The following is a 22,485-nucleotide window of genomic DNA, read 5'->3' as shown; positions in this document are numbered from 1 at the left end:
TGACGATTCAGCCGCAGCTGCGGGCGTCGTACCCCGCCTTCTGCGTGGCGGTCGCCGTCGTGCCGTCGACCTGGCCGGCCGCGGTGATCGACACCTCGCCCGCGGCGATCTGCGCCTGACGGGTCGTGAACGCCTGGCTGACGCTCTTGCCCGGTGCGAGGCTCGCGATGCTCTTCTTGCCGAACGCGGTGGTCAGCTCGATCGACACCGGCACGGCGCTGGTGTTCTTCATCGTGGCGGTGAGGGTCACCTTGCCCGCGATGCACCGCGTCGCGGCCGAGAGCTCGGTCGTGATCACGGGGGCGGCGGCGGCCCGCACGATCTGCACGCGGTACGTCTTCGCCGTCGTGTGATCCTGCGCCAGCGAGCGCAGCGTCACCGTCGTCGGCGCGCCGTCGGCGGCCAGGGTGACCGTGCGCTTCTGCGTGTCGTCGATGAGGATGTCACCGAGGTAGACCAGGCCACTGGGGGTGGCCGGGTCGGCGTCGAACGTCGCCGTCGTCGCGTCGCGCGGAACCGTGACGGTGTAGTCGTAGGTTCCGTCGGTCAGCTTCGGGCTGATGGTGCCGCCGTCGAAGGTGAGCGCGTTCAAGTCGGCGTCGGTCGCGAACGTCGTCGTCGTGGTCGTGTAGACCCCGAACACGCCACCGACGTTGCTGGTGGTGCCGGTGCCCTGGAAGCGCACGGTGATGATGGGGATCTTGTTCCCCTTCTCATCGAGCACGTAGGCGCCGGACTGGTCGCGCTTGTAGCGGTCCTTCGCGGCGATGTCGGCCAGTGCCGAGGCGGGGATCTCGTCGTACTGGATGTAGAACGAGTTCGCCCCGTTGGCGTTGGTGAGGCGCTCGGTCTTCAGTTTGACGTCGTTGATGTAGACGTCGAACGTCCGGCCGTTGTCGCCACCGAAGTACCGCACACCGAGGTAGTTCTTCGGAGCGGACGGGTCGACGGCCATGTCGTACTGGAAGAACGCCTCGGGCGACCGCTCGCCGTCGCGGTACTGCTGTCCGAGGTGGGTGCCGACCGACGATCGGTTGAACTTGTAGTTCTTCCCGGCCTCGCTGTTGTTGTTGTCGAACGAGGTGAGGGAGTCCGTCGTCATCTCGTCGATGCGGAGCTTCTCCTTGTCGCTCTTGATGAGCGCCTGCGCGGCGGCGGAATCCGGCTGGATGAGGTTCATGTACAGCGCGTATCGGGCGTTGTACATGCTGTAGTACGGCTCGAAGGTCAGTGCCGAGGAGGCGGCATCGACGTTCTGCAGCTTGAACTTCATGACGGTGCGACCGTTGTTGTCCGCTGCGTTGGCCTGACGGACGAGGTTCTTCTCGATGTCCTTCTTGAAGGCTTCGACGTCGCCGACGCGCACGCTGTTGGTGACCGACTTGTCGGCGACGCTCATGCGGACGAGGATGCCGGCGGGCGAGGTCGCCTCGACGTTGCTGCGGTTGAGTTCAGCCGAGAGCACGACGGGGCCGTAGCGGAATGCCACCCAGTTCGGGTCCTCGGTGCCCGCTTCGACGGTCACCTTGGCGGGGAGCTTGTACGAGATCGTGTCGCCGGCGGACACCGGAACGACCACGTACCCCTTGTCGGTGGCGGCGGCGACGTCGCGCGTCTGGCCGTTCACCGTGAGGCTGGGGTTCGGCGACCACGACGGGACCCGCAGGCGCAGGGTGGTCCCCGCGGCCAGCGCACCGCCGTCGGCCGCTGCGACCGCGAAGGTGACGGTGTCGGTGTTCGGCACGTCGGCGGTCTGGGTCAGCTTCAGGTTGTGCTGCACCGAGGTGAACTCGGTCGAGCGGAACATGTTGACGTAGATCGACGAACCCTTGCGGAAGTAGATCGAGTCACCGAGCTTGGTGAAGCTCTCGGTGGCCGTGCCGTGGTCGCACCAGAACTCGTCTTCCTTCTTGCCGAAGACCTTGGCGTACCCGGCCGTCTGCGGCTGGAAGTACGTCATCATGCCCGTCTCGGGGTTCTGCGAGGCGAGGATCGTGTTGATGTAGGTGTTCTCGTAGTAGTCGGCGTACTTCACGTCGGGGCTCACACGGAACAGCCCGTGCGTGAGCTTGAGCATGTTGTACTCGTTGCATCCTTCGACCGTGGACTGTTCGCCGTAGCCGCTGGTGATGCCGTTGGTGGCGAACTCGTGCAGCGTGCCGGGCTCCTGGAAGTGCTCCGAGTAGCTGTTACCGCCGCCGATGTAGGAGTGGTCGTTCACGACCATCTGCCAGAAGTTCTGGGCGGCCTGACGGTACATGTCGAGGTCCGACTTCTCCGTCGCGGTCAGACGCGCGTACAGGGTGGGGTTGTCGGTGAAGACCGTGTAGCGCTTGAGGGCGCCGATGAGCTTGGGCACGGTGGTGTTGGCATGCTTGCCGGCCAGGACGTCCTGGTTGGCGGCGAGCTGACGGAACAGCGAGACCTCGTCGAAGAGCTCGGCGGCCTTCTTGTGCTGGTCGTTCTCGGTGATGCTGTACAGCTCGTACAGGGCCTCGTTCATGCCGCCGTACTCGGTGCTCAGCAGCGCGCTCGGGTTGGCCTGACGGGAGCCCCAGACGCTGAGCCAGGAGCCGAAGCCGCTGGCGACGGACAGTGCCTTGTCGGCGACGTCCTTGGGTGCGTACTGGTTCGCGTCGAGCAGGCCGGCCAGTACCTTGTGCAGGTTGTAGAACGGCACGATCAGACCGTCGCTGCCGTGCGGCAGGTACGACGCGGGGAACGGTGCGACGTAACCGGCGTTGGAGGGGTCCTTCTGGGCGTACGCGGCCTGAGCGGCGGCGAGCCCGTCGACCGCGGTGGTGAGCTTGGCGAGCAGCTGTGCCTTGCGGCCGGCGTCGGTCTCGGTCGAGTAGGCCTGCGACAGCGCCGACATGAAGTGACCGAAGAAGTGACCCTGGAAGCGCGCACCGGTGGTGCGCTCCCATCCGCCGTAGGGCTGAACCGTGGTGGGGATGCCGGCCAGCTGGTCGAACGAGTAGAGGAACCGCTTCGGGTCGAGCGTGAGCAGCCAGTCCACCATCTTGGTGTTGCTGTTCTGCAGGTAGGGGTCGTTGATCAGCACCTCGTTGAGGTCTGTGTCGTCGACGTAGATCGACGTGGACGCGCCCTGGGGTGCCACCTCGACGGTGAAGGTCTTGGTGCGCGGGGCGCTGCCGGCGTAGGTCGCGGTCGCTGTCAGTGTGACGGTGGCCGCCGCGTCCTTGGGGCGCGTGACGGTGGCCTGACCGCCGTTGATCGAGATGACACCGGGAGCGGAGGACGCCCACGTGAACGCGGTGCCGTTCGAGGCGGTCGTGGTCAGACCGAAGTTCGCGGAGGCGCTACCGGGAACGCTCAGCTGCTCGAGCGCGCGTCCGGCGATGTCGGCCGGGTCGAAGGCCGGGTTGTTCGCCTTCGTCAGTGCGACGACATCCGACGCCGACGCGACGGTGTTGTAGAGGGCGTAGTCGTCGAGCGCACCACGGACGTAGGCGCCATTGTACTGGGGGCCGTTGAAGCCGATCGACTTGGTCGTGGTGGTGTCGGAGGTCAACGCGCCGGTGGCGGCGCCGCCCGTCGCGTACGCGACCGAAGAGACCTGCTGCTCGCCGTTGCGGTAGAAGGTGACAGCCTTGGTGGCCTGGTCGTAGGTGACCGCGACGTGCGTCCACTGCCCGGCGGGGAAGAACGTGTCGCGCGGTCCGTTCACCGTGACCTTGTAGGGCTGACCGCCACCGGGGCCGATCGACAGAGCGAGGGGGGTGTTGGCGTTCTCGGCGGTGAGGTACCAGCCGGCCGAGTTGTAGACGCTCTTGTTCCAGGTGAACACCTGCTCACCGGTGCCCATTGACCCGTCGGGCTTGAACCAGAAGGAGAGGGTCAGGTTCTCGGGCTGCAGGGCGGCGCTGGTGCCGAGGCTGACCGCGTCGGTGCCGCGCAGGCTCAGTGCACGGTCGTGGATGCCGTCGACGTAGGAGGCTTGCCCGCGCAGCATCGAGGTGGGGATCTTGTTGGGACCGGCGTCCGCGAGGGAGTCGTCGAAGCGGAGGTCGAGGACCTTGGAGGAGTCCAACGTGGTTGCTGCCGTGGCGGCTGTGGGAGCGATCACCGCCAATCCGCTGGCGATCATCATCGCGGTCGCGCTGAGCGCCACCGTCTTTCGGATTCGGGACATCGATGTTCCTCTCTGCGGCTCTGCAGAAGTTCGGTGGTGCGATCTCAGGGCTGCCGGACTCGCGCGAAGGGGCGTTCGTCGGGAGTTCTCCCGCGAGTACCGACGTTCATCATGTTAGTGCTAACAAACGCAAATGACCAGAGGATTCCGAGGCTCGTCATCGCCCCGTCCGAGACCCTGCCGTGTTCACGTCAACGCGATCGCGGGTCTCGCCGCCGCGGCGATGCGCGTAACGGCCAACCGCTCGTCACCGCACATGCGGCGAGGCCGCGTCGTTTTACGGCTATCGGGAGGCGTACGGAGCGGTGACGCTGCGTGTCGACGTCGTGTCGCCCGCGCGGGTCGACAGCGTCACCGTCGCCTCACCCGCCGGAGGGATCGACTGACGCGTGTTCATGGTGGCCGTCACCTTCTTGCCCGGGGCGACCGAGGTGAATGTCTTCTTTCCGTAGAGCGTCGCGATCTCCACGTCGACGGCGACGGTGGATCGGTTCGTGACGGCGACGATCACGTGCGTCGACCCGCCGATCTTCCGCATCGAGGCGACGGCGTCGGCCTCGAGGGCCGGCGTCGTGACCGGCGCGCACGTGCGCTCGACCGTCACGTCGGCGCGGTCGGTTCCGGATGCCACGGGGGACCACGAGACCCGCGTGCCGTCGGCGAGGGTGACGGCCTCGTCCGCCCGGACCAGCTGAGCCCAGTCGCTGGCGTCGCCGGGGCGCTCGAGCACGGTGGCCCCGAACGGGACCTCCGGGTCGGTGCGCAGGATCTGCAGTCCGGACGACCCCGGCGTGAACGCCCATCCGCTGACATGCAGAGGGGCGTACTTCGCGCTGGCGTCACCGTCGCGGTAATCGACCCAGTAGCGTACGCCGGGCTCGACCGAGCTCTCCCACGAGATGGCACCACGATCGCGTGCTCCGGCCGCGACCGAGGCGACGGTGGCGGTCGCGGTCGCGTCGCACCGCGGGACGAAGCGGGTGGGCAGCATGCCGAGGCGGTCGAGCGAAGGGCTCGAGAACGGCGTGAGGGTCCAGCTGCCGCCCATGTTGTCGAGTCGGTTGCCGTACTCCTGGCGGTCGCAGTCTGCGGGGGTGCGGCCGTCCACCGCACGGAAGTCCCAGGTGTCCGCGCACGCCGTCGAGAAGGCGTGGGCCTGCGACATGTTGTGGCCCCACTCGTGCGCCAGTGTCGACGCGTCGGGACCGGGCTGGAACGTGCGGCCGCCGGCATCCACCGACCAGCCCTGCTCACCGTTGGCCCAGCCCGGGCAGGGGTCGCCGTACGGCACCATCACGGTCAGGTGACGGCCGTTGCCGCGCTCCCAGCCGAGTTGCTGCGCGGCGAAGTCCTGCCAGACGCTCTCCCACGAGCACGGTGCGTCGTTCGGCGCCGCCATCCAGTCGGTGACCTGCTCGATCTCGACCGTCAGCGCGCCGTCGGTCTCGCGCGAGAGGAACTCGGCAGCGGCGTTCGCCGAGGCCACCGCGTCGTCGCGGGAGAAGTTCGGTTGCGTCCCCGGGGGAGCGACCAGCGCGATCGTCACGCGTGCCGTGTGCGGCTGGACGTCGCGCGTGACGACGTCGAACCCGGCGGGCGCGTCCGCGATCTCCGCCACCGCGGGCGGTGCGACGAGAAGACCGGCCAGAACGAGGAGCGAGCCCGCGATCGCGGATCCGTGCAGCAGTCTTCGCATCTTCGCCTCCATTGGCGGGCCGGGCCTGTGCGATGTTATCGCTCACAAATCCCGCGCTGCAAGCATCGTGTGCGATCGCCGTTCCGACGCGGTCCGCGGGACGCGCTGTCGATGTGCCTCCGGGCAGAAAACGCGCCGCCGGCGCCGCCTTCCGGGTCGTGCGGGGAGCCCGACGGGCCGCTCCACGCGGGTGGCCGCCGGCGGGAGGGGTGCAGGATGCCGTCGCTGTCCGCTCTCCCGCGCGGCATCTCGCCCGCGGCGGTCCGGGCGGAATTGATTATACGTATTCACGAAACAAGATCGTTACCAGAACACTTGCGCACTTAGGCTTCCCTAAACGCTGTGCATACGTATACGGTTTGGCCATGTCATCCACAAGGAAGCGCGCTATCACCTTTGTCGCCATGGCGGCCCTGGGTGCACTCGCCCTCTCGGGATGCGGCGCGGGTAGCCGCACGGGAAACGAGAATGCCACCGAGGTCGCCTGCGACTACACAGCACCCGAATCCGCGACCACGGTCAACGTGCTCGCCTACAACTCCTCCGCCATCGATCCGTTCACCGACACGATGGTCTCCAGTTGCACGAAGGACGACGTCACGGTCAAGCACGACCCGATCGACTTCGGCGGCCAGGTGACCAAGACGACCGCGACCCTCTCGGGCGAGACGGGCAGCTACGACATCGTCGAGACGTACGGCTTCGTCATCCCGAGCCTCGCCGTCGACGACAAGCTCGTCCCCCTCGACGACCTGTTCGCCGAGTACGCCGACAAGTACGACCTGAACGCCATCAGCGAGTCGATGCGCCAGGGTATGTCGTACGACGGCAAGCTCTACGCGCTGCCGATGCAGGCGCAGATGTTCGTCATGGCGTACCGCACCGACGTGTTCGATGAGCTGGGGCTCGAGGTGCCGCAGACGTTCGACGACATGATCGCCGCCGCCGAGGCGATCAAGGCGTCGGGCAAGATGCAGTACCCGATCGCCCTCCCGTGGCTGGCCACCGCCGACGTCGCGACGAGCTTCCAAGCGGTCATGAACTCGCTGGGCGCCGACTTCGTCACCGCCGACGGAGAAGTGACGCTCGACACCCCGGAGGCGAAGGAGGCGTTGCAGGCCATGCAGAGCCTGCAGCCGTACATGGACCCGCAGGTGACCACCTTCGACCAGCCCAAGGTGCAGCAGCAGATGTACAACGACACCGCGGCCATGTCGATCATGTTCTCCGGCCGCATGAGCGACCTGACGAACGCGGAGAACAGCAAGCTGTCCGAGAACTTCGGCTTCGCGGCACCGCCGAAGGTCTCGTCGTCGGCGCCGTACCTGTACGACCGGTTGTCCATCGACGGGTGGTCGATCCCGTTCAATACCAAGCTGGATCACAAGATGCTGTTCGAGATGATGGCCTCGGCTGTCAGCGAAGACGCGTCGACGGCGTCGGTCCCGGCGGCCTACCCCGCCCGCGAGGGAATGGTCACCGCCGAGAACTCGCCCTACGGTCAGGCGGCCAACGACTCCATCGCGGGTGCGATGCCGCCGGTGGTCTCGCCCGTCCTCGCGCCGATCAGCAATGAGATCACGCCGATCGTCGCGCAGTTCCTCGCCGGTGGGCTGTCGGTCGACGAGGCGGCCACGCAGATGCAGGCAGCGGGGGAGAAGATCGCGGGCTGACCCCCGCGATCACCTCCCACCAATGGTGACGTAGTGAGTCCCGACCCGGTCGACGACGACCGGGTCGGGATGCACCGAGAGGAGACGTTTCGTGAAAGCACGTGAATTCTGGGTGTTGTTCGCCCCCAGCCTGGCCATCATGAGCGCCCTTCTGGTGTTCCCCCTCCTGCGCACCGTGCAGTGGAGCCTCGAGAACGTGCGGTACGGCGTTCCGGGCACCTTCGTCGGGCTGGCGAACTTCACCGACGCCCTGAGCGACCCCCGCTTCCATCGGGCGGTGGTGTTCACCGTGGTCGTGACGCTCGTCACCACGGCCATCCTGCTCGTCTTCGGTTACCTGATCGCCATCGCGGTCAACACTCTGCGGCTGTCTCGGCCGCTGGTGCTCGGCATCATGCTGGTGTCGTACGTGCTCCCCAACCTCGTCGGAGCGGTCGCATTCTCGTGGCTGTTCGACGACAACTTCGGCGGCGTGGTCAACAGACTGATCGGGCTCCTCGGCGGGACCCAGGTGCTCTGGTTCACCGATCAGGTGCCGAACGCCCTGCTGGTCATCCTCAACACCGTCTGGCAGATGCTGCCCTTCGCGATGCTCATCATCCTCGCCGGCCTTCAGGGCGTCCCCGTCGAGCTGCGCGAAGCCGCCCGCATCGACGGCGCCAACGCCTTCCAGACGCATCTGAGCGTCATCATCCCCACCATCCGCGGGGTGCTGGGCTTCGTCTGCCTCATCACGATCATGGACGTGCTGCGCATCTTCGACGCCCTCATCCCCCTGTCGCCACAGGCGGAGACGATCGGCAACGAGTCGATCATGTTGTACGTCTATGCCGTCGCCTTCGCCAACGGCGCGCAGGAGCTCGGCCTCGGCAGTGCCATCAACGTCCTGACCATCCTGCTCATCCTGGTCATGCTCATCCCCTTCATCCGGGGCATCTTCAAGGAAGCGAAGGCCGCCCGATGACCCTCAGCAGCGAGGCGCTGTCCACCCGCGCCATCACCACCGGCGACATCGAGGGCAAGAGTCGCCGACCTCGACCGCGGCGGCGCATCGTGAGCGTGACGGGCTTGCTCCTCGGCATCCTGTGCTTCCTCATGCTGAGCCCGTTCGTCTGGATGATGCTGTCGGTGACGAAGCCGACGGACGTCGCCTTCGCCAACCCGCCGGTCCTTTCGGGCTACGAGCCGACGCTGAAGGCTTTCGTCGACCTGTGGGAGACGACGTACTTCTCCGACTACCTGATCAACACGCTGGCCGTCGCGGTCATCTCCACGTTGCTCGCTCTCATCATCGGCATCCCCGCCGCCTACGCGCTGTCGCGCTTCCCGAGCTACATCTCGGCGCTCCTTCTCGTGCTCGCCCTCATCTTCCGTGCCCTGCCGCGATTCGCCGTGGTGCTGCCGATGTACGACATCAGCCGCGCGCTCGGCATCTACGACACCCAGTTCGCCCTTGCCATCGCGCTCGTGGCGATCAATCAACCGTTCACGATCTGGCTGCTGCGCAACTTCTTCGCCGAGATCCCCCGCGAGCTCGACGAGGCGGCCATGATCGACGGCTGCACGCGCATCGGCATGCTGCGGCGCGTCATGATCCCGCTCATGGGACCCGGCATCCTCACCGCCGGCATCTTCGTCTTCCTGTTCGCGTTCCAGGAGTACCTCACCGCGCTGGTCCTCACCGACACGTCGTCGAAGACCGTGCCGGTGTTCATCGCGACCCAGCTGGGCCAGACGCTGCCGATGCTCCAGCAGGCGGGGGCGGCGTCGATGCTCCTCACGATCCCGGTCGTGGTCATCGCCTTCATCGCGCAGAAGTATCTCGTAGCCGGTCTGAGCGACGGCGCCGTCAAGGGGTGAGCGTGCCCGCCGTGCCGCTCGTCCTGTTGGCGGGGATGAACTGCACGCCCGATCTGTGGACGGGATGCGGGCTCGACGACGCGCTCACCCCGGCGGTGGATGCGGACGCTCTCGATGCCCAGGTCGATCGACTGCTGCGGGACCTGCCGCGCACCTTCGTGATCGGCGGTCTGTCGCTCGGCGCGATCGTGGCGATGGCGGTGACCGTGCGCGCGCCGGAGCGGGTGCTCGGCCTCTGCGTCACGGCGACGAATGCGAAGGCCCCCACGCCGGCGCAACGCGTGGGATGGGCGGGCTGGCTCGATCGTCTGTCGGCGGGCGAGACGCCGGCCGATCTTCAGTCCGGCATCCTGCCCGCGCTCCTTTCGGAACGTGTGCGCGCGACCCGGCCCGATCTGGTGGAGCGCACTCTGCGCATGGCGGAGCAGACCCCGGATGCCGTGCTGGCGGCGCAACTGCACCTGCAGGCGACGCGCGTCGACCTGTTGCCGGGGCTCTGCGCGGTACACGTACCGTCGCTCGTGATCGCCGGCCGGGAGGACGCGCTGTGTCCTCCGGGCTTCCACGACGAGATCGCGAGGGCGCTCGCGGGGTCGCGGCGCGAGCAGCTCGACGCGGGCCACCTCGTGCCGCTCGAGCGCCCCGTCGAGTTCGGCGCCCTCGTGCGCGACTGGCGCGCCGGTGTGGATGCCGAGACGCTCGGTCCCCGGTCGAGCGCGGGCCGCGCCGGTGCGTCGTGAGCGGACGAAGCTCGCCTCTGCGGCCGCACCCCGGCGGCGCCGCGTGCGGGCGCCGCCGCGGGCGCGCAGGCACCGTCTCGGACCGCGCACGGGTGCAGCGGCCGGCGGCGCGAAGTGGCGTCGCGGGCGGGCTCAGTCGCCGGCGGCCCGCAGGCCGCGCAGGTGCGTCATGAGGGACGACGCGAGGTTGTAGACCACGAGCCGTGCGCCGTCGTCGAAGGCGGCGGAGGCGGCGGCGGCGGTCCCCACGATGTCCATGCGCATCTTGCCCGTCGCAGCCACCGCCCGATTGACGATCGCGGTGGCCTCGGCGACGGGGAGGTCGGCGGCTCCGGACGAGGCGGCGAGGTCGGCCGGTCCGATCATGATCCCGTCGAGGCCCGGGGTGCTCGCGATCCCGTGGGCCGCTGAAACGCCCGTCGGTGACTCGATCATCGCGAGTACGAGGGTGTTCTCCCGGTACCAGTCGCGGTGCTGGTCGGGAGGCGTCTCGCCGAAGAACCCGGCGCGGCTGTAGGTGGCGAAGCCGCGGGTACCGAGGGGCGGGTAGTGCGCCGCGGCGACCACCGCGGCCGCTGCCTCGGCATCGTCGACGTGGGGGACCAGCACGCCCTGCGCACCCTGATCGAGCACGCGGAGCACCATGCCGGGGTCGTCCTCGCCCACCCGGACGATGACCGGGACTCCGTGCAGGCCCGCCACGGCGATGTGCTGGCGCAGGGCGATGACGTCGGCGGGGCCGTGCTCGGCGTCGATGAGCACGAAGTCGAAGCCCGAGACGGCGAGCATCTCGACGAGCTCCTCGCCCGGCATGCGCAGCAGTGCGCCGATGAGACGCTCTCCCGCCTCCGCCCGGGCGCGGAGGGACGCCGGGCGAGGCGCTCGAGGGGACGCGCTCACGCGATCATCCCCGCCGAGAGGTCGACGTCGGCTCCGCACATCCCGGGCATCGACAGCATTGCCACCACGGCGGCGCCGACCTCGTCCTCGGTGATCATGCGGCCCAGAGCCGCGCGCGAGACGAAGGCGGTCTCGGCATCCTCGATGCTCTTCCCCGAGCGTTCCGCCTCGAGCCGGAAGTTGCGCGACATGCGTTCCCCGGCGACGGGCCCCGGCGACAGTGTGTTGACGTTCACGCCGGCGGGCCCCACCTCGAACGCGAGGGTCGAGGTCAGGCCCAGGACCGCCATCTTCGACGCGGTGTAGGGGGTGCGGTGCGCCAGAGGCCGTTTGCCCGAGACGGAGGCGATGTTGATCACGTCACCGCCGCCGCGCTCCACCATCGCCGGCAGGAACGCCCGGCACAGCAGGAACGTCCCGCGCACGTTGACGGCGAACACCTCGTCCCATTCGGCGACGCCGATGTCGGTGAGAGCGGCGACGGGCCCGGCAATCCCGGCGTTGTTGACCAGGATCGAGATCTCGGTGTCGGCGAGATCGTCGCGCAGGCGCGCGACCGACGCCTCGTCGGAGACGTCGCAGACGAACGCGCGGGCGGAGTCGGGCAGCTCGGCCGCGACCGCATCGAGCTTGCGCGCATCACGACCGACGACGACGAGATCGGCGCCGGCACGCGACAGCGCGCGGGCGATGGCCGCCCCCAGACCGCTCCCACCGCCGGTGACCAGCGCCGTCCGCCCGCGGAGCTCCGTCATCGTGCGCCCGCCCGGCTCTCCTCGATCCAGGGGAACGTCGCGCCGCCGTGACGCCATGCGCGTGCGTCGCCCGAACGCGCGTGTCCCTCGAACAGCTCCACGCGCGCAGCGCGGCCGCAGACCTCGCCGAGCATCGCCGACGAGGCGGGGTCGGTGATCTCCTGGTACGTGATGGTGCGCAGGTACTTGCCCACCCACAGGCCCCCCGTGTAGCGCGCGGCGCCGAGGGTCGGCAGCACGTGGTTGGTGCCGATGACCTTGTCGCCGTACGACACGCACGTGTTCTCGCCGAGGAAGAGGGCGCCGTAGTCGTGCATCTTCTCGAGCGCGGCGCGGGGTTCGTTCGTGAAGATCTGCACGTGCTCGAAGGCGAACGAGTCGGCGAGGGCGTAGGCCTCGTCGAGGTCGTCGACCACGATCACCTGTCCCCAGTCGCGCCACGCGGGCTCGGCGTAGTCCCGGGTCGACATGCCGGGAAGGATCTCTTCGACCAGTTCCATCACCCGCTCGCCGAGCGCCCGCGAGGTCGTGATGAGCACGGCCGGCGACTCGGGTCCGTGCTCCGCCTGCGACAGCAGGTCGACCGCGGTGAGGAACGGGTCGGCGTCGTCGTCGGCGACGATCAGGATCTCTGTGGGGCCGGCGAACAGGTCGATGCCCACCTCGCCGAACAGCTGACGCTTGGCTTCGGCGACGTACGCGTTGCCGGGTCCGGCGATCATGTTGACGGGGGCGATGGTCTCGGTTCCGACGGCCATCGCGGTGACCGCCTGCACGCCGCCGAGGATGTAGATCTCGTCGGCCCCGGCGAGCTTCATCGCCGCGACGGTGGCCGCGGGGATCTCGCCGCGGATCGGCGGGGTGCACGCGACGACGCGGGGAACACCGGCGACCTTCGCCGTGATGATCGTCATGTGCGCGGAGGCCGTCAGCGGGTACTTCCCGCCGGGGATGTAAGCGCCGGCGGCGCGGACGGGGACGTGCTTCTGCCCGAGGTGAACCCCCGGCAGCGTCTCGACCTCGATGTCGGCGAGGGAGTCCCGTTGCGCCTGAGCGAAGCGGCGGACCTGATCCTGGACGAAGCGGATGTCATCGATGACCTGGGGTTCGAGTGTTGCCATGATCCGGTCGACATCGGCGTCGTCGAGCCGGAACGGCCCCTCCCACCGGTCGAACGTCGATGCGTATCGGCGGACGGCATCGTCGCCGTGTTCGCGGATGTCACCGATGATCGTGCCGACGGTCGCCGCGACGTCGCTCTGCGCGGTGTCGGTGAACGACTTGGTGGGAGCCTTCTTCAGGTACAGGGGCATCATCGCTTCCTTCGTTTGCATACGTATGCTCTCATCATGACTGCGTATGCACACGAGGTCAACCTTTCGCTAGACTTCGACCCTCAGCACCCGATCGCCAGGGGGGTCCATGGCCGTCACGAGCAGAGACGTCGCTCGACTGGCCGGCGTCTCCCAACCCACCGTGTCGCGCGCCCTCCGCGACGATCCTCGCGTGTCGGAGGAGACGAAGAAGCGCGTCCGCGACGCGGCGATGCTGCTCGGCTACGTCCCGAGCGAGGCGGGGCGGGCCTTGTCGTCCGGGCGCACACGACGTATCGGTCTGCTCGTGACCGACCTCGAGAACCAGTTCTACGCCCACATCATCGCGCCCCTGCATCGTGAGCTCGAGTCCTGCGGGTACCAATTGGTGCTCCATACCGAGACGGCCGACGAGTCTGTCGCCGAGCGCCTCATCGCCAATGGCCTGGACGGCGTCATCCTGGCCACCACGACCGTGGAGTCGGTCGTGCCCCTTCGGCTGCGCGACCGAGGGCTGCCGTTCGTGTATTTCAACCGCACGGCGGCGCTGGTCGACGCGGATGCCACGGTCGTCGCTCCCGGACGGGGGTTCGAGGTCGCCGTCGACCGCGCGCTGGCGCTCGGCCATCGACGCATCGGGGCCGTGCTCGGGCCGCAGAACACCAGCACGGGACGTTCGAGGGAGGTGGCGCTGCGTGCGGCGCTGGCCGCGAAGGGCATCCCGCTGGAGGCCGGAGTCGTGCGCCACGGCCCGTTCGACACGGCGGCCGGGGACTCCGCGACCGCGGAACTTCTGGCCCTGCCCGATCCGCCCACCCTCATCTTCTGCGGCAACGACGTCATGGCCTACGGCGCACTGAATGCGGCTCGTCGGGCCGGCGCGTCGGTGCCCGGCGACATCTCGATCATCGGATTCGACGATCTGCCCCCGGCATCCTGGCCCATCCTGGAGCTGTCCACGATCGCGTACGACTACGTGCAGATGGCCCGCGAGGCGGGTCGGCTCATGGTCCAGCGCATCGAGGAGCGTCCGGAGGAGTTCGCACACGTCGAGTTCGCGACGACGTTCGTCGAGCGGCGGACGTTGAGCGCACCGAGCGCCCACTGAGCCGACGACCGCGCTCCCTCTGCCGCGGGTGATGCTTGCGTCCGTGTTGTGCATACGCATACACTGCCGACATCGCCCCGCGCGTCTCTCACGACGCCGCAACCCGAAGGAGCCCAGAGTGCCTCTCGACCCGGTCGCCTACCAGCCGTATGCGGATCCCGACGACTTCATCCGCGAGGTGACGGATCTGATCTGGGTGGATCGGTCGATCAGCTTCATCAGGGACAACTACGAGCCCGACTCGATCGTCCACGGCGCGTACGGAACCTCGACCACCCGCGACGAGGTCATCGAGGGCACGCTGATGCGCATCTCCGCGACCCCCGACCGCACCGGGCAGGCCGAGGACGTCATCTGGGAGGCCCGCGGTGACGACGCCTTCCTCAGCTCGCACCTCGTGCTCTCGGGGCACCTGCAGTCATCCGAATACAGCCGCACCATCGCCAACTGCCTCTACCGTCGGGGTCGCATGGTCGAGGAGTGGGTGGTGCGCGACACCCTCGCCGGGGCACTCGTGCTGCAGAGCGACCTCGACGAACTGGCGCGGGCTCAGGCGTTCCGCGGCTACACCGGCACGTGGACCGAACCGGCACCGGCCGACCCCATCGCCGTGGGCGACTCGGGCCCCCGCCCCGACGAGTACCGCTCCGAGGTGGAGCGGGTCGTCGAGATGATCGAGACGGTGTGGAACGACCGCGACCTGCAGAAGGTCGAGCGCTACTTCCACCGCGACCTCGTCCTGCTCACGGTGGGCAACCGCCTCGTCATCCGCCCCGAGGGCTATCGCCGTGCCCTGCTCCGGTTCCTGGAGTCGTTCCCGTCGGGACGTTTCCAGATCCGCGACATCCAGACCAACTACGACGTGCGCTACGCGGGCCTGCGGGTGGCGGTGACGTGGAAGTTCGTCGGCGACTACAACGGCGTCGCGAACTACGGCTCGCTGACGGGCCAGCCGGTCGACGTGCTGGGCATCTCGCAGTTCACCTTCCACCAGGGCTCCCTCGTCAAAGAGGTGCGGCTGTGGGACGACATCGCGCTGCGCGCGCAGATCGCCGGAATGCGGGGCGACGAGCCCGTCGTCCTGGGAAACATCTACTGATCCAACGAAGGAAGAGAAAAATGAGCACGGACCACCTGAGCCACGACGCCGTCGTCGACGGGGCCGAGATCGAACGGCGCACCATCCGCAAGAGCGACTGGGCGCCGCACAACGCCGCTTTCATCGACTGCCGCACCCCCGGCTCCGACCGCAAGCAGAACTACGCCTTCATCGGCGGAGGGGTCTCGCAGAACGCCGGCCAGGTCATCAACCTGACCGAGGAGCACGGCTTCAACACCGGCGCCGCCGGCATGCCGAACGGGATCTCGAACAACCTGCACCTCCACTTCACCGCCGAGGTCTTCGTCAACCTGGGAGGCGAGTTCCGCCTGCGCTGGGGGATCGACGGCAAGCAGGGCGAGTACGTCAGCACCGACGGAGACATCATCTCGATCCCGACGTGGATCTTCCGCGGCTTCACCAACGAGGGTCCCGACGACGGCATCCTGTGGACCGTCCTCGGACGCGATGTGACCGGGGGCATCATCTGGGGGCCATCGGTGCTGAAGGAGGCGGAGTCGTACGGTCTTCACCTCACGGCCGACAACCAGCTGATCGACACGGTCGCCGGTGACGAGCTGCCGACGGACGTCGCGCTCATCAAGCCCATCCAGCAGCGCTACATCGACGGGCTCACACCCTTCACCGTCGACCAGATGCGCGAGCGCGTGATCCAGCCGGGTGACCGCGTCTACAGTGACAACGCCCTGCTGTGTGCGAGCCTGCCCGGCGGTGCCGCCGAGCTGAGCCTCGCGATCGGTTACGGCATGACCGAGGACCGTCGTCAGGTCCCCCGCATCCACGAGCCGCACTCGTTCAACATGGCGTGGGTGCGCGCCGCGGCCGACGAGGGACTGCTCCGTCACCGACACGACAAGAACCAGGCGGTGCTGGTCAAGAGCGGCCGGTGGGCGGTCACCCTGAACGGCGACCCTTCCACCACGGTCGAACTCGACCCGTCGGACTCGTTCTCGGTGCCGGCCGGCGCGTGGCGCGCGTTCCGCTGCATCGACGGCGGAGAGGCGGGCGCAGGCGAGCTGCTCGTCATCAACTCCGGCGACGACCGCGTCTATCTGGAGTGGGCGCCCGAGGTCGTCGACGCCGCCCGCGACGCCGACTGGATGCTCGACCCCAACGGCTACCTCGCGCCCGTGGGCGTGATGGTGACGGCGACGGAGGACGACTGATCGGCGAGCGGGAGCTCACGGTCGCCGCGACCTCCCCCCGCATCGCCGTCGGGGAGGTCGCGGCGAACATCGATGCGCTGCGGGCCGCGGTCGCCGAAGCCGTGGCCGCCGGGGCGCAGCTCGTCGTGACGCCCGAGCTCGCCACCAGCGGTTATGTCTTCGCCGACGAGGCGGAGGCACGCGGGGCGGCGCTCCGGCGCGACGATCCGCGGTGGGGGGCGATCAGCGCCGATCTTCCGGAGGGGGTCGTCGCCGTCATCGGTTATGCGGAGGACGCGGGGGATCGCGTCTACAACAGCGCCGCGGTGCTCTCGCGCTCCGCCCGCCTCGGTGACTACCGCAAGTCGCACCTGTGGGGCGAGGAGGCCCGCTTCTTCGCGCCCGGTGATGCGGCCGGGGCGATCTTCGACACCCCCGTGGGTCGCCTGGGAGTCGCGGTCTGCTACGACAACGAGTTCCCCGAGGTGCCCCGCCGTCTCGCGCTCGCCGGCGCTGAGGTGCTGGCCCTGCCCGTCAACTGGCCGCTCGTGGACCGACCGGCCGGGGAGCGGGCACCGGAGACGATCCAGGCGATGGCGGCGGCCCGGTCGTCCCGCCTCGCCACGGTGATCGCCGACCGTCACGGATCCGAGCGCGGCGTCGCGTGGACCGGGGGCACGGCGATCATCGACGACGACGGGTGGGTCGCCGCTGCGGCCCCCGAGGGGACAGGTCTGGTCGTGGCGGCACTGCGGCTGCGGCACCCTCGCGACAAGTCCCTTCCCCCGTACAACGATCTGTTCGGCGACCGTCGTCCCGACCTCTACACCTGACCCTCCGGGGTGCGTGGCTCATTGGGGGGCGACGCGTCCCGGATGCCGGGTCATCCGCGCTCGCAGCATCTGCTGCGCCATGTCGGCCAGGCGCCGCGCCGCGGGGGAGAGGTCGGCACCCTCCCGGCGGGCGAGGGCGATCGTGTCGTACAGCGGTTCCGCGAACGGGACGACCTTGATCTGCGCCGGGAAGGTCGGCGACTCGGCGATCGACCGCGACACGATCGTGTCCGCGGTTCCGGATGCCACCAGGCCCAGCGCCGTCTCGACGTTCTCGACCTCGATCGCCGGTTCGACGGAGTGCCCCTGCGCGCGCGCCCTCTCGCGCAGTTGGCGGCGCGTGGGGTCGTCCCAGCCCGCGTAAGCGTCGTAGAGCACGAGCTTCGCCGCCGCGACCTCGGCGAGATCGACGGGCGCCGTCGGGGCGTCGGCGCGCGCGGACGCGAAGACCACCTCGTCGCGGAAGAGGGGAGTGATCGACAGGCCGGTCTCGTCGACGGGCAGGACGAGCAGTCCGGCCTCGACCTCTCCCGCGGCGATCGAGCGGGCGACGAGGGCGGAGTTGATTCCGACGAGACGCACGCGCACACCGGGATGCCGTTCGTGGAAGCGCTGCAGCAGCTCCGAAAGGTCGTAGTAGGCGGCGTTGCGCAGCACCCCGAACGTGCAGGTGCCGGCCTCCAGCGCGGTGAGCGCGCGCATGGTCTCGATGCCGTTGTGGATCGCGGCCACCGCTCGCTCGGCGTGCGCGCGCAGCGCGACAGCCGACTCGGTCGCCACGAGACGGCGGCCCCCGCGCTGGAAGAGCGCGACGCCGAGCTCGCGCTCCAGGCGCGCCACGAGCTCCGAGACGGATGCCTGCGTCGAATCGAGATCGACCGCCGCGGCGGTGAACGACCCCTTCTCGAGCGCGGCCAGGAAGGCGCGAAGCTGGGTGATCGTCACGAGGCAATGGTAAACCCTGTGGTTTCCATCGTATCCATCGTTCTTGTGGGGTGTGTCGCGATCTTCTAGCGTTCCGGTATGCAGTTCACGCCCGCGCTCCTGGAGCGCCTCGACGGTTCCTTCCACCACCTCAAGACCCCGCTGGTCGACGCCCCCGCCGCCCAGCGCGATCCGGCCGTCATCGAGACGGTGTCGAAGATGCTCGGCGACATCCAGCGTCGCGGTCTCGACGCGGTGCTCGACTACGCGCGCTCCCTCGACCGGTACGCGGGCGGCGACATCGAGTTGACGAGCGCGCAGATCGCCTCGAGCGGCGACCGGCTCGCCCCCGACCTGCGCGCCGCGATCGAGCTGGGGTCGGAGCGGACGAAGGCTTTCGCCGCCGAGCAGCGGGGTCGCCTGCACGACTTCGAGACCGAGCTCGTTCCGGGTCTGACGACGGGTGTGCGCTACGTGCCCGTCTCCCGCGTCGGCGCCTACCTTCCCGCGGGACGCTTCCCCCTGACCGCCAGTGCGTTCATGACGGTCGGGGTCGCGAAGGCTGCGGGCGTGCCCACCGTCATCGCCTGCACGCCGCCGCAGCCGGACGGGGGCGCGAACGACGCCGTCGTCTACGCGGCGCATCTCTCGGGTGTCGACCGCGTGTTCGTCCTCGGCGGTGTACAGGCGCTCGCGGCGATGGCCTACGGACTGTTGGGCGACCTGCCGGTCGACATGCTCGTGGGTGCGGGCAACGCCTTCGTGGCCGAGGCCAAGCGCCAGCTCTTCGGAACGGTCGCCATCGACCTGCTCGCCGGCCCGTCGGAGGTCGCCGTCCTCTCGGACGACAGCGCCGACCCCGAGATCGTGGCGGCCGATCTGCTCGGTCAGGCCGAGCACGGCCCGAACTCGCCCGCAGCACTCGTGACCACGTCGGACGAACACGGTCGGGCTGTCATGTCGGCGGTCGAACGCCAGCTCGAAACGCTCGCCACGGAGCCGATCGCCGGGCCCGCGTGGCGCGACTACGGCACGGTGACGGTCGCTGCCGACCGCGATGTCGCCGTGGCCCTGATGGACGACCTGGCCCCCGAGCACCTCGAGGTCATCACCACCGATGACGGCTGGTACCACGACAACCTGCGCAACTACGGCTCCCTCTTCCTCGGCACCTGGAGCACGGTCGCGTACTCCGACAAGGGCATGGCGGGCACGAACCACGTGCTCCCCACCGCGGGAGGAGCCAAGCACAGCGCGGGCCTGTCGGTGTCGCGCTTCGTGAAGCCGCTCACCTACCAGCGCATCAGCCGCGCGGCGACGCCATCCCTCGCGGAGGCCGTGCAGACGATCTCCGACTCCGAGGGCATGGCGGCCCACAGCGCAACCGCGACGATGCGCCTGGCGACGTACGCGCAGGACTGAGCTCGCGCGCCGTCCGGGCGCCGCTGACGCGTCCGCGGCGCCCCGCGGGGCTCGATGCGTCAGCTGTGCGCGGCCGAGATCAGCCGAGGAACTCCCGCGCGGCCACGACGAGGTTCTCGACCCCGCGGTCGATGGTCGGCTGCATGACGGGTGCGAAGAACGGCGAGTGGTTCGTCGGGATGTCGCGCTCCATCGTGCCGCCGGCCATGGCATCCGCGAACGCCTGGGGGTCGACACCGCCCCAGAACCAGAACACCAGCGGAGCGCCCGACTCCCGCGCGAACCACGACACGTCCTCGCTGCCGGTGAACATGCCGGGGTCGACGACCGAGGCCTCGCCGAACGAGCGTCGGAACGCCGTGGTCAGGCGAGCCGTGGCATCCGCGTCGTTGATGGTCGGCGGCAGGGTGTGATCGGTGCTGATCGTGGGCTCCTGCTCGGCTCCGGATGCCGCAGCCTCGGCCCGGATGATGCGCTCGACCTTCGTCATCACGCGCTGGCGAGCGGCGTCGTCGGGGTAGCGCAGGCTGAGCTCGAGCTTCGCCTCGGCCGGGATGATGTTGTTCTTCAGCCCCGCGTGGATCGAGCCGACGGTGACCACGGCCACGTCGCGCGGGTCGACTTCACGTGACACGACCGTCTGCAGGCGCATGACGGTGGCCGCAGCCATCACCACCGGGTCGATCGTCGAGTGCGGGCGCGAGCCGTGGCCGCCCCGGCCGTGCAGGACGACGGTGAGCCCGTCGGATGCCGCCATCTGCGTGCCCGGCCGAACGCCGATGACGCCGGCGGGCAGCGGCGTGACATGCTGGCCGAGCACGATGTCGGGCGTCGGGTAGCGATCGAGCACGCCGTCGGCGATCATCGCCTGCGAGCCCGCTCCGTACTCTTCGGCGGGCTGGAACACCGCCACGATCGTGCCCGACCACTCTTCACGGGTCGAGACGAGGCGCTCGAGCGCGCCGATGAGGGCGGTCACGTGCATGTCGTGACCGCACGCGTGCATCACGGGCACCGCGTTTCCGGCGGGATCCGTGCCGCGGGCGGTACTGGCGTAGGCGAGGCCGGTCTGCTCTTCGACCGGGAGGCCGTCCATGTCTGCGCGCAGCCACACGACGGGACCCTCGCCGTTGTCGATGCGCGTGACCACGCCCGTGCGGCCCACGCCCTCTTCGACCTCGAGTCCCAACTCGCTCAGATGCCGCGCGATGACGCCGGCCGTGCGCGTCTCCTGGAACGACAATTCCGGGTGGGCGTGCAGGTCGGTGTACAGGCTCTCGAGGTCGACGCTCATGGGTCGAGCCTACCCAGCCCCGTCGACACGCGGCCGGCGCCCACCCCGCCCGTTGGGTGTCCAGAACACGCCGGGTGCGTGGTGCGGGGGCGGCGTGTCTTGGACACTCAACCCGGCCCTGCCGCCGCCCCGCCGCGGGCGGTCTCCCGCCCGCGCCGCGAGGTGCGTCCGCCGGGCGGGTCCCCTGGGGGGTGAGTGTCCAGGACACGCCGGGTGCGTGGTGCGGGGGCGGCGTGTCTTGGACACTCGGCTGGGTGTTGTGCGGGGGGCTACCGGATGCCGCGCACCCCCGCAAGCCGTCCGATCCGTTCGGGTGCGGCGGCGAGGCTGGCCGCATGACCACGACACACTTCGACTACCTCATCGTCGGCGGCGGAATGGTCGCCGACACTGCCGCCCGCGGCATCCGCGAGATCGACGCCGACGGGACGATCGGCATCCTGAGCGACGACGTCGACGAGCCCTACACGCGCCCCGCCCTCAGCAAGAAGCTGTGGACGGACGACGAGTTCACCTGGGAGAAGGTGCCGCTCGGCACGGCCGGCGACACCGGCGCCGACATCCGGTTGCGCACTCGCGCGACGGCGATCCGCCCCGACGCGCACGAAGTGGATGCCGCGGGCGAGACGTTCTCGTACGCGAAGCTCCTCATCGCCACCGGGGGCACGCCCGTCGCCCTCCCCATCGACGACCGGTCGAACGGCGAGCGCGCCCTGACCTTCCGCACCGCCGAGGACTACCGGCGCCTGCGCGGGCTCGCCGGAGAGGTCGAACGCATCGCCGTCGTCGGCGGCGGGTACATCGGCTCCGAGCTCGCCGCCGCCCTCGTGCAGAACGGCGTCGACACCGTCCTCATCCACACCGGTGCCGTCCTCGGCGACGCCGTCTTCCCCGCCGCCCTCGCCCAGCGCTTCGAGAAGCTCTTCCGCGACGCGGGCGTCGAGATCGTCGCCGGTTCCCGCGTCTCAGGCGGAGAGGCGGATGCCGACGGCGCCCGCCTCGAACTCGAGAACGGCGACGAGGTGCGCGTGGATGCCGTCGTGAGCGGTCTCGGCATCGACGTGGCCACCGAGCTGGCGGAGGACGCCGGACTCCGTGTCGACGACGGCGTGCACGTCGACGCTCAGTTGAGGACCTCCGTCGACGACGTGTACGCCGCGGGGGATGTCGCCAGCTACCCCGACCGCCTCCTCGGGCGCCGTCGCGTCGAGCACGTCGACAACGCCAACGAGCAGGGTGCGGCCGCCGGCCGCAACCTCGCGGGGGCCGCCGAACCGTACACGCATACGCCCTACTACTACTCGGCGGTCTTCGGCATCCGTTACGAAGCCGTCGGAACGCTCGACTCGTCGCTCGAGACCGTCGAAGACTGGATCGACGGCGAGCGCGGCGTCGTGTTCTACCTCGACGACGGTCGCGTGGTGGGCGTGCTGCTGTGGAACGTCGAAGACGCCCGGGATGCCGCGCGGGAGGTGCTCGCCGCGGCCGACACCCTGACGCGCGACGACCTGGTCGGCCGTATCCGCTGAGCCCGACGGCGTCGTCG

The 22,485-nt window shown here is 69.2% G+C and carries 17 protein-coding genes; 10 read left to right on the top strand and 7 right to left on the bottom strand.

From position 1 onward, the window contains the following. Positions 1-7: 7 nt before the first annotated feature. Both ASF76_RS16205 and ASF76_RS16200 read right to left on the bottom strand, forming a co-directional pair. Positions 8-4,156 (bottom strand): beta-L-arabinofuranosidase domain-containing protein, encoded by a 4,149-nt coding sequence (locus tag ASF76_RS16205; protein WP_055959914.1) that lies wholly within the window; start codon positions 4,154-4,156, stop codon positions 8-10. A 283-nt stretch (positions 4,157-4,439) separates the two neighbouring features. Next, entirely contained in the window at positions 4,440-5,852 is a 1,413-nt protein-coding gene (locus ASF76_RS16200) for a hypothetical protein (RefSeq protein WP_156459287.1), read from the bottom strand. A 365-nt stretch (positions 5,853-6,217) separates the two neighbouring features. Here ASF76_RS16200 and ASF76_RS16195 point away from each other — a divergent pair, with 365 nt between their 5' ends. The 4 genes from ASF76_RS16195 (at position 6,218) to ASF76_RS16180 (ending at position 10,125) form a co-directional block, all read left to right on the top strand. Next, positions 6,218-7,525 (top strand): ABC transporter substrate-binding protein, encoded by a 1,308-nt coding sequence (locus ASF76_RS16195; RefSeq protein WP_162240831.1) that lies wholly within the window; start codon positions 6,218-6,220, stop codon positions 7,523-7,525. A gap of 91 nt (positions 7,526-7,616) precedes the next feature. Then, a complete protein-coding gene (locus tag ASF76_RS16190; protein ID WP_055959906.1) occupies positions 7,617-8,489 on the top strand; it encodes a carbohydrate ABC transporter permease in 873 nt (290 codons plus the stop codon). After that, positions 8,486-9,385: a carbohydrate ABC transporter permease gene (locus ASF76_RS16185; RefSeq protein WP_055959902.1), complete on the top strand. Its 900-nt coding sequence runs from the start codon at positions 8,486-8,488 to the stop codon at positions 9,383-9,385. Before ASF76_RS16190 ends, ASF76_RS16185 begins: the two co-directional genes overlap by 4 nt. A 2-nt stretch (positions 9,386-9,387) precedes the next feature. After that, the gene (locus ASF76_RS16180) at positions 9,388-10,125 is read left to right on the top strand and encodes an alpha/beta fold hydrolase (protein WP_156459286.1); all 738 of its coding nucleotides are present in this window, start codon (positions 9,388-9,390) and stop codon (positions 10,123-10,125) included. A gap of 132 nt (positions 10,126-10,257) precedes the next feature. Here the strand turns inward: ASF76_RS16180 and ASF76_RS16175 are convergent, their stop codons facing one another. Genes ASF76_RS16175 through hisD (ASF76_RS16165) form a run of 3 tightly spaced genes read right to left on the bottom strand, consistent with a single transcriptional unit; the run spans position 10,258 to position 13,093 of the window. Continuing rightward, positions 10,258-11,025 (bottom strand): HpcH/HpaI aldolase family protein, encoded by a 768-nt coding sequence (locus ASF76_RS16175; protein ID WP_055959896.1) that lies wholly within the window; start codon positions 11,023-11,025, stop codon positions 10,258-10,260. Beyond that, positions 11,022-11,780, bottom strand: a complete 759-nt coding sequence (locus tag ASF76_RS16170) for an SDR family NAD(P)-dependent oxidoreductase (RefSeq protein ID WP_055959893.1) — start codon at positions 11,778-11,780, stop codon at positions 11,022-11,024. The genes ASF76_RS16175 and ASF76_RS16170 overlap by 4 nt, the downstream gene beginning before the upstream one ends. Next, positions 11,777-13,093 carry a histidinol dehydrogenase gene (gene hisD / locus ASF76_RS16165; protein WP_055960302.1) on the bottom strand — a complete coding sequence of 439 codons (1,317 nt, stop codon included), beginning with the start codon at positions 13,091-13,093 and terminating at the stop codon, positions 11,777-11,779. Before hisD (ASF76_RS16165) ends, ASF76_RS16170 begins: the two co-directional genes overlap by 4 nt. A 109-nt stretch (positions 13,094-13,202) precedes the next feature. On the opposite strand from hisD (ASF76_RS16165), the gene ASF76_RS16160 reads away from it, so the two are divergent. The 4 genes from ASF76_RS16160 (at position 13,203) to ASF76_RS16145 (ending at position 17,299) form a co-directional block, all read left to right on the top strand. Next, complete coding sequence (locus tag ASF76_RS16160) at positions 13,203-14,201, top strand: LacI family DNA-binding transcriptional regulator (protein WP_055959890.1); 999 nt, start codon at positions 13,203-13,205, stop codon at positions 14,199-14,201. 118 nt (positions 14,202-14,319) lie between these two features. Beyond that, positions 14,320-15,300, top strand: coding sequence for an ester cyclase (locus tag ASF76_RS16155; protein ID WP_055959887.1), 981 nt, complete (start codon positions 14,320-14,322; stop codon positions 15,298-15,300). A 20-nt stretch (positions 15,301-15,320) separates the two neighbouring features. Beyond that, positions 15,321-16,487, top strand: a complete 1,167-nt coding sequence (locus ASF76_RS16150; RefSeq protein WP_055959884.1) for a cupin domain-containing protein — start codon at positions 15,321-15,323, stop codon at positions 16,485-16,487. Next, positions 16,379-17,299, top strand: a complete 921-nt coding sequence (locus tag ASF76_RS16145; RefSeq protein ID WP_235561333.1) for a nitrilase-related carbon-nitrogen hydrolase — start codon at positions 16,379-16,381, stop codon at positions 17,297-17,299. Before ASF76_RS16150 ends, ASF76_RS16145 begins: the two co-directional genes overlap by 109 nt. Before the next feature lie 18 nt (positions 17,300-17,317). Here ASF76_RS16145 and ASF76_RS16140 read toward each other — a convergent pair whose 3' ends face one another. After that, positions 17,318-18,244 carry a LysR family transcriptional regulator gene (locus ASF76_RS16140; protein ID WP_055959881.1) on the bottom strand — a complete coding sequence of 309 codons (927 nt, stop codon included), beginning with the start codon at positions 18,242-18,244 and terminating at the stop codon, positions 17,318-17,320. Positions 18,245-18,322: 78 nt separating this feature from the next. Between ASF76_RS16140 and hisD (ASF76_RS16135) the strand changes: the two genes are divergently transcribed. Continuing rightward, complete coding sequence (hisD, locus tag ASF76_RS16135) at positions 18,323-19,645, top strand: histidinol dehydrogenase (RefSeq protein ID WP_055959879.1); 1,323 nt, start codon at positions 18,323-18,325, stop codon at positions 19,643-19,645. Between the two features lie 79 nt (positions 19,646-19,724). On the opposite strand, the gene ASF76_RS16130 is transcribed toward hisD (ASF76_RS16135), so the two are convergent. Further along, entirely contained in the window at positions 19,725-20,939 is a 1,215-nt protein-coding gene (locus ASF76_RS16130; protein ID WP_055959876.1) for an amidohydrolase, read from the bottom strand. Between the two features lie 335 nt (positions 20,940-21,274). Between ASF76_RS16130 and ASF76_RS16125 the strand changes: the two genes are divergently transcribed. Further along, positions 21,275-22,468 (top strand): NAD(P)/FAD-dependent oxidoreductase, encoded by a 1,194-nt coding sequence (locus ASF76_RS16125; RefSeq protein ID WP_055959873.1) that lies wholly within the window; start codon positions 21,275-21,277, stop codon positions 22,466-22,468. Positions 22,469-22,485 lie beyond the last annotated feature (17 nt).

This window comes from Microbacterium sp. Leaf151 (assembly GCF_001424225.1).
In the GTDB taxonomy this organism is placed as follows: domain Bacteria; phylum Actinomycetota; class Actinomycetes; order Actinomycetales; family Microbacteriaceae; genus Microbacterium.
This window is presented reverse-complemented; position numbering and strand designations above follow the sequence as displayed.

Coding starts and splice junctions, on each gene's coding strand:
- ASF76_RS16205 (WP_055959914.1), bottom strand. CDS start 4,156: ATGTCCCGAATCCGAAAGACGGTGGCGCTCAGCGCGACCGCGATGATG.
- ASF76_RS16200 (WP_156459287.1), bottom strand. CDS start 5,852: ATGCGAAGACTGCTGCACGGATCCGCGATCGCGGGCTCGCTCCTCGTT.
- ASF76_RS16195 (WP_162240831.1), top strand. CDS start 6,218: ATGTCATCCACAAGGAAGCGCGCTATCACCTTTGTCGCCATGGCGGCC.
- ASF76_RS16185 (WP_055959902.1), top strand. CDS start 8,486: ATGACCCTCAGCAGCGAGGCGCTGTCCACCCGCGCCATCACCACCGGC.
- ASF76_RS16170 (WP_055959893.1), bottom strand. CDS start 11,780: ATGACGGAGCTCCGCGGGCGGACGGCGCTGGTCACCGGCGGTGGGAGC.
- hisD (WP_055960302.1), bottom strand. CDS start 13,093: ATGCCCCTGTACCTGAAGAAGGCTCCCACCAAGTCGTTCACCGACACC.
- ASF76_RS16160 (WP_055959890.1), top strand. CDS start 13,203: ATGGCCGTCACGAGCAGAGACGTCGCTCGACTGGCCGGCGTCTCCCAA.
- ASF76_RS16150 (WP_055959884.1), top strand. CDS start 15,321: ATGAGCACGGACCACCTGAGCCACGACGCCGTCGTCGACGGGGCCGAG.
- hisD (WP_055959879.1), top strand. CDS start 18,323: ATGCAGTTCACGCCCGCGCTCCTGGAGCGCCTCGACGGTTCCTTCCAC.
- ASF76_RS16130 (WP_055959876.1), bottom strand. CDS start 20,939: ATGAGCGTCGACCTCGAGAGCCTGTACACCGACCTGCACGCCCACCCG.
- ASF76_RS16125 (WP_055959873.1), top strand. CDS start 21,275: ATGACCACGACACACTTCGACTACCTCATCGTCGGCGGCGGAATGGTC.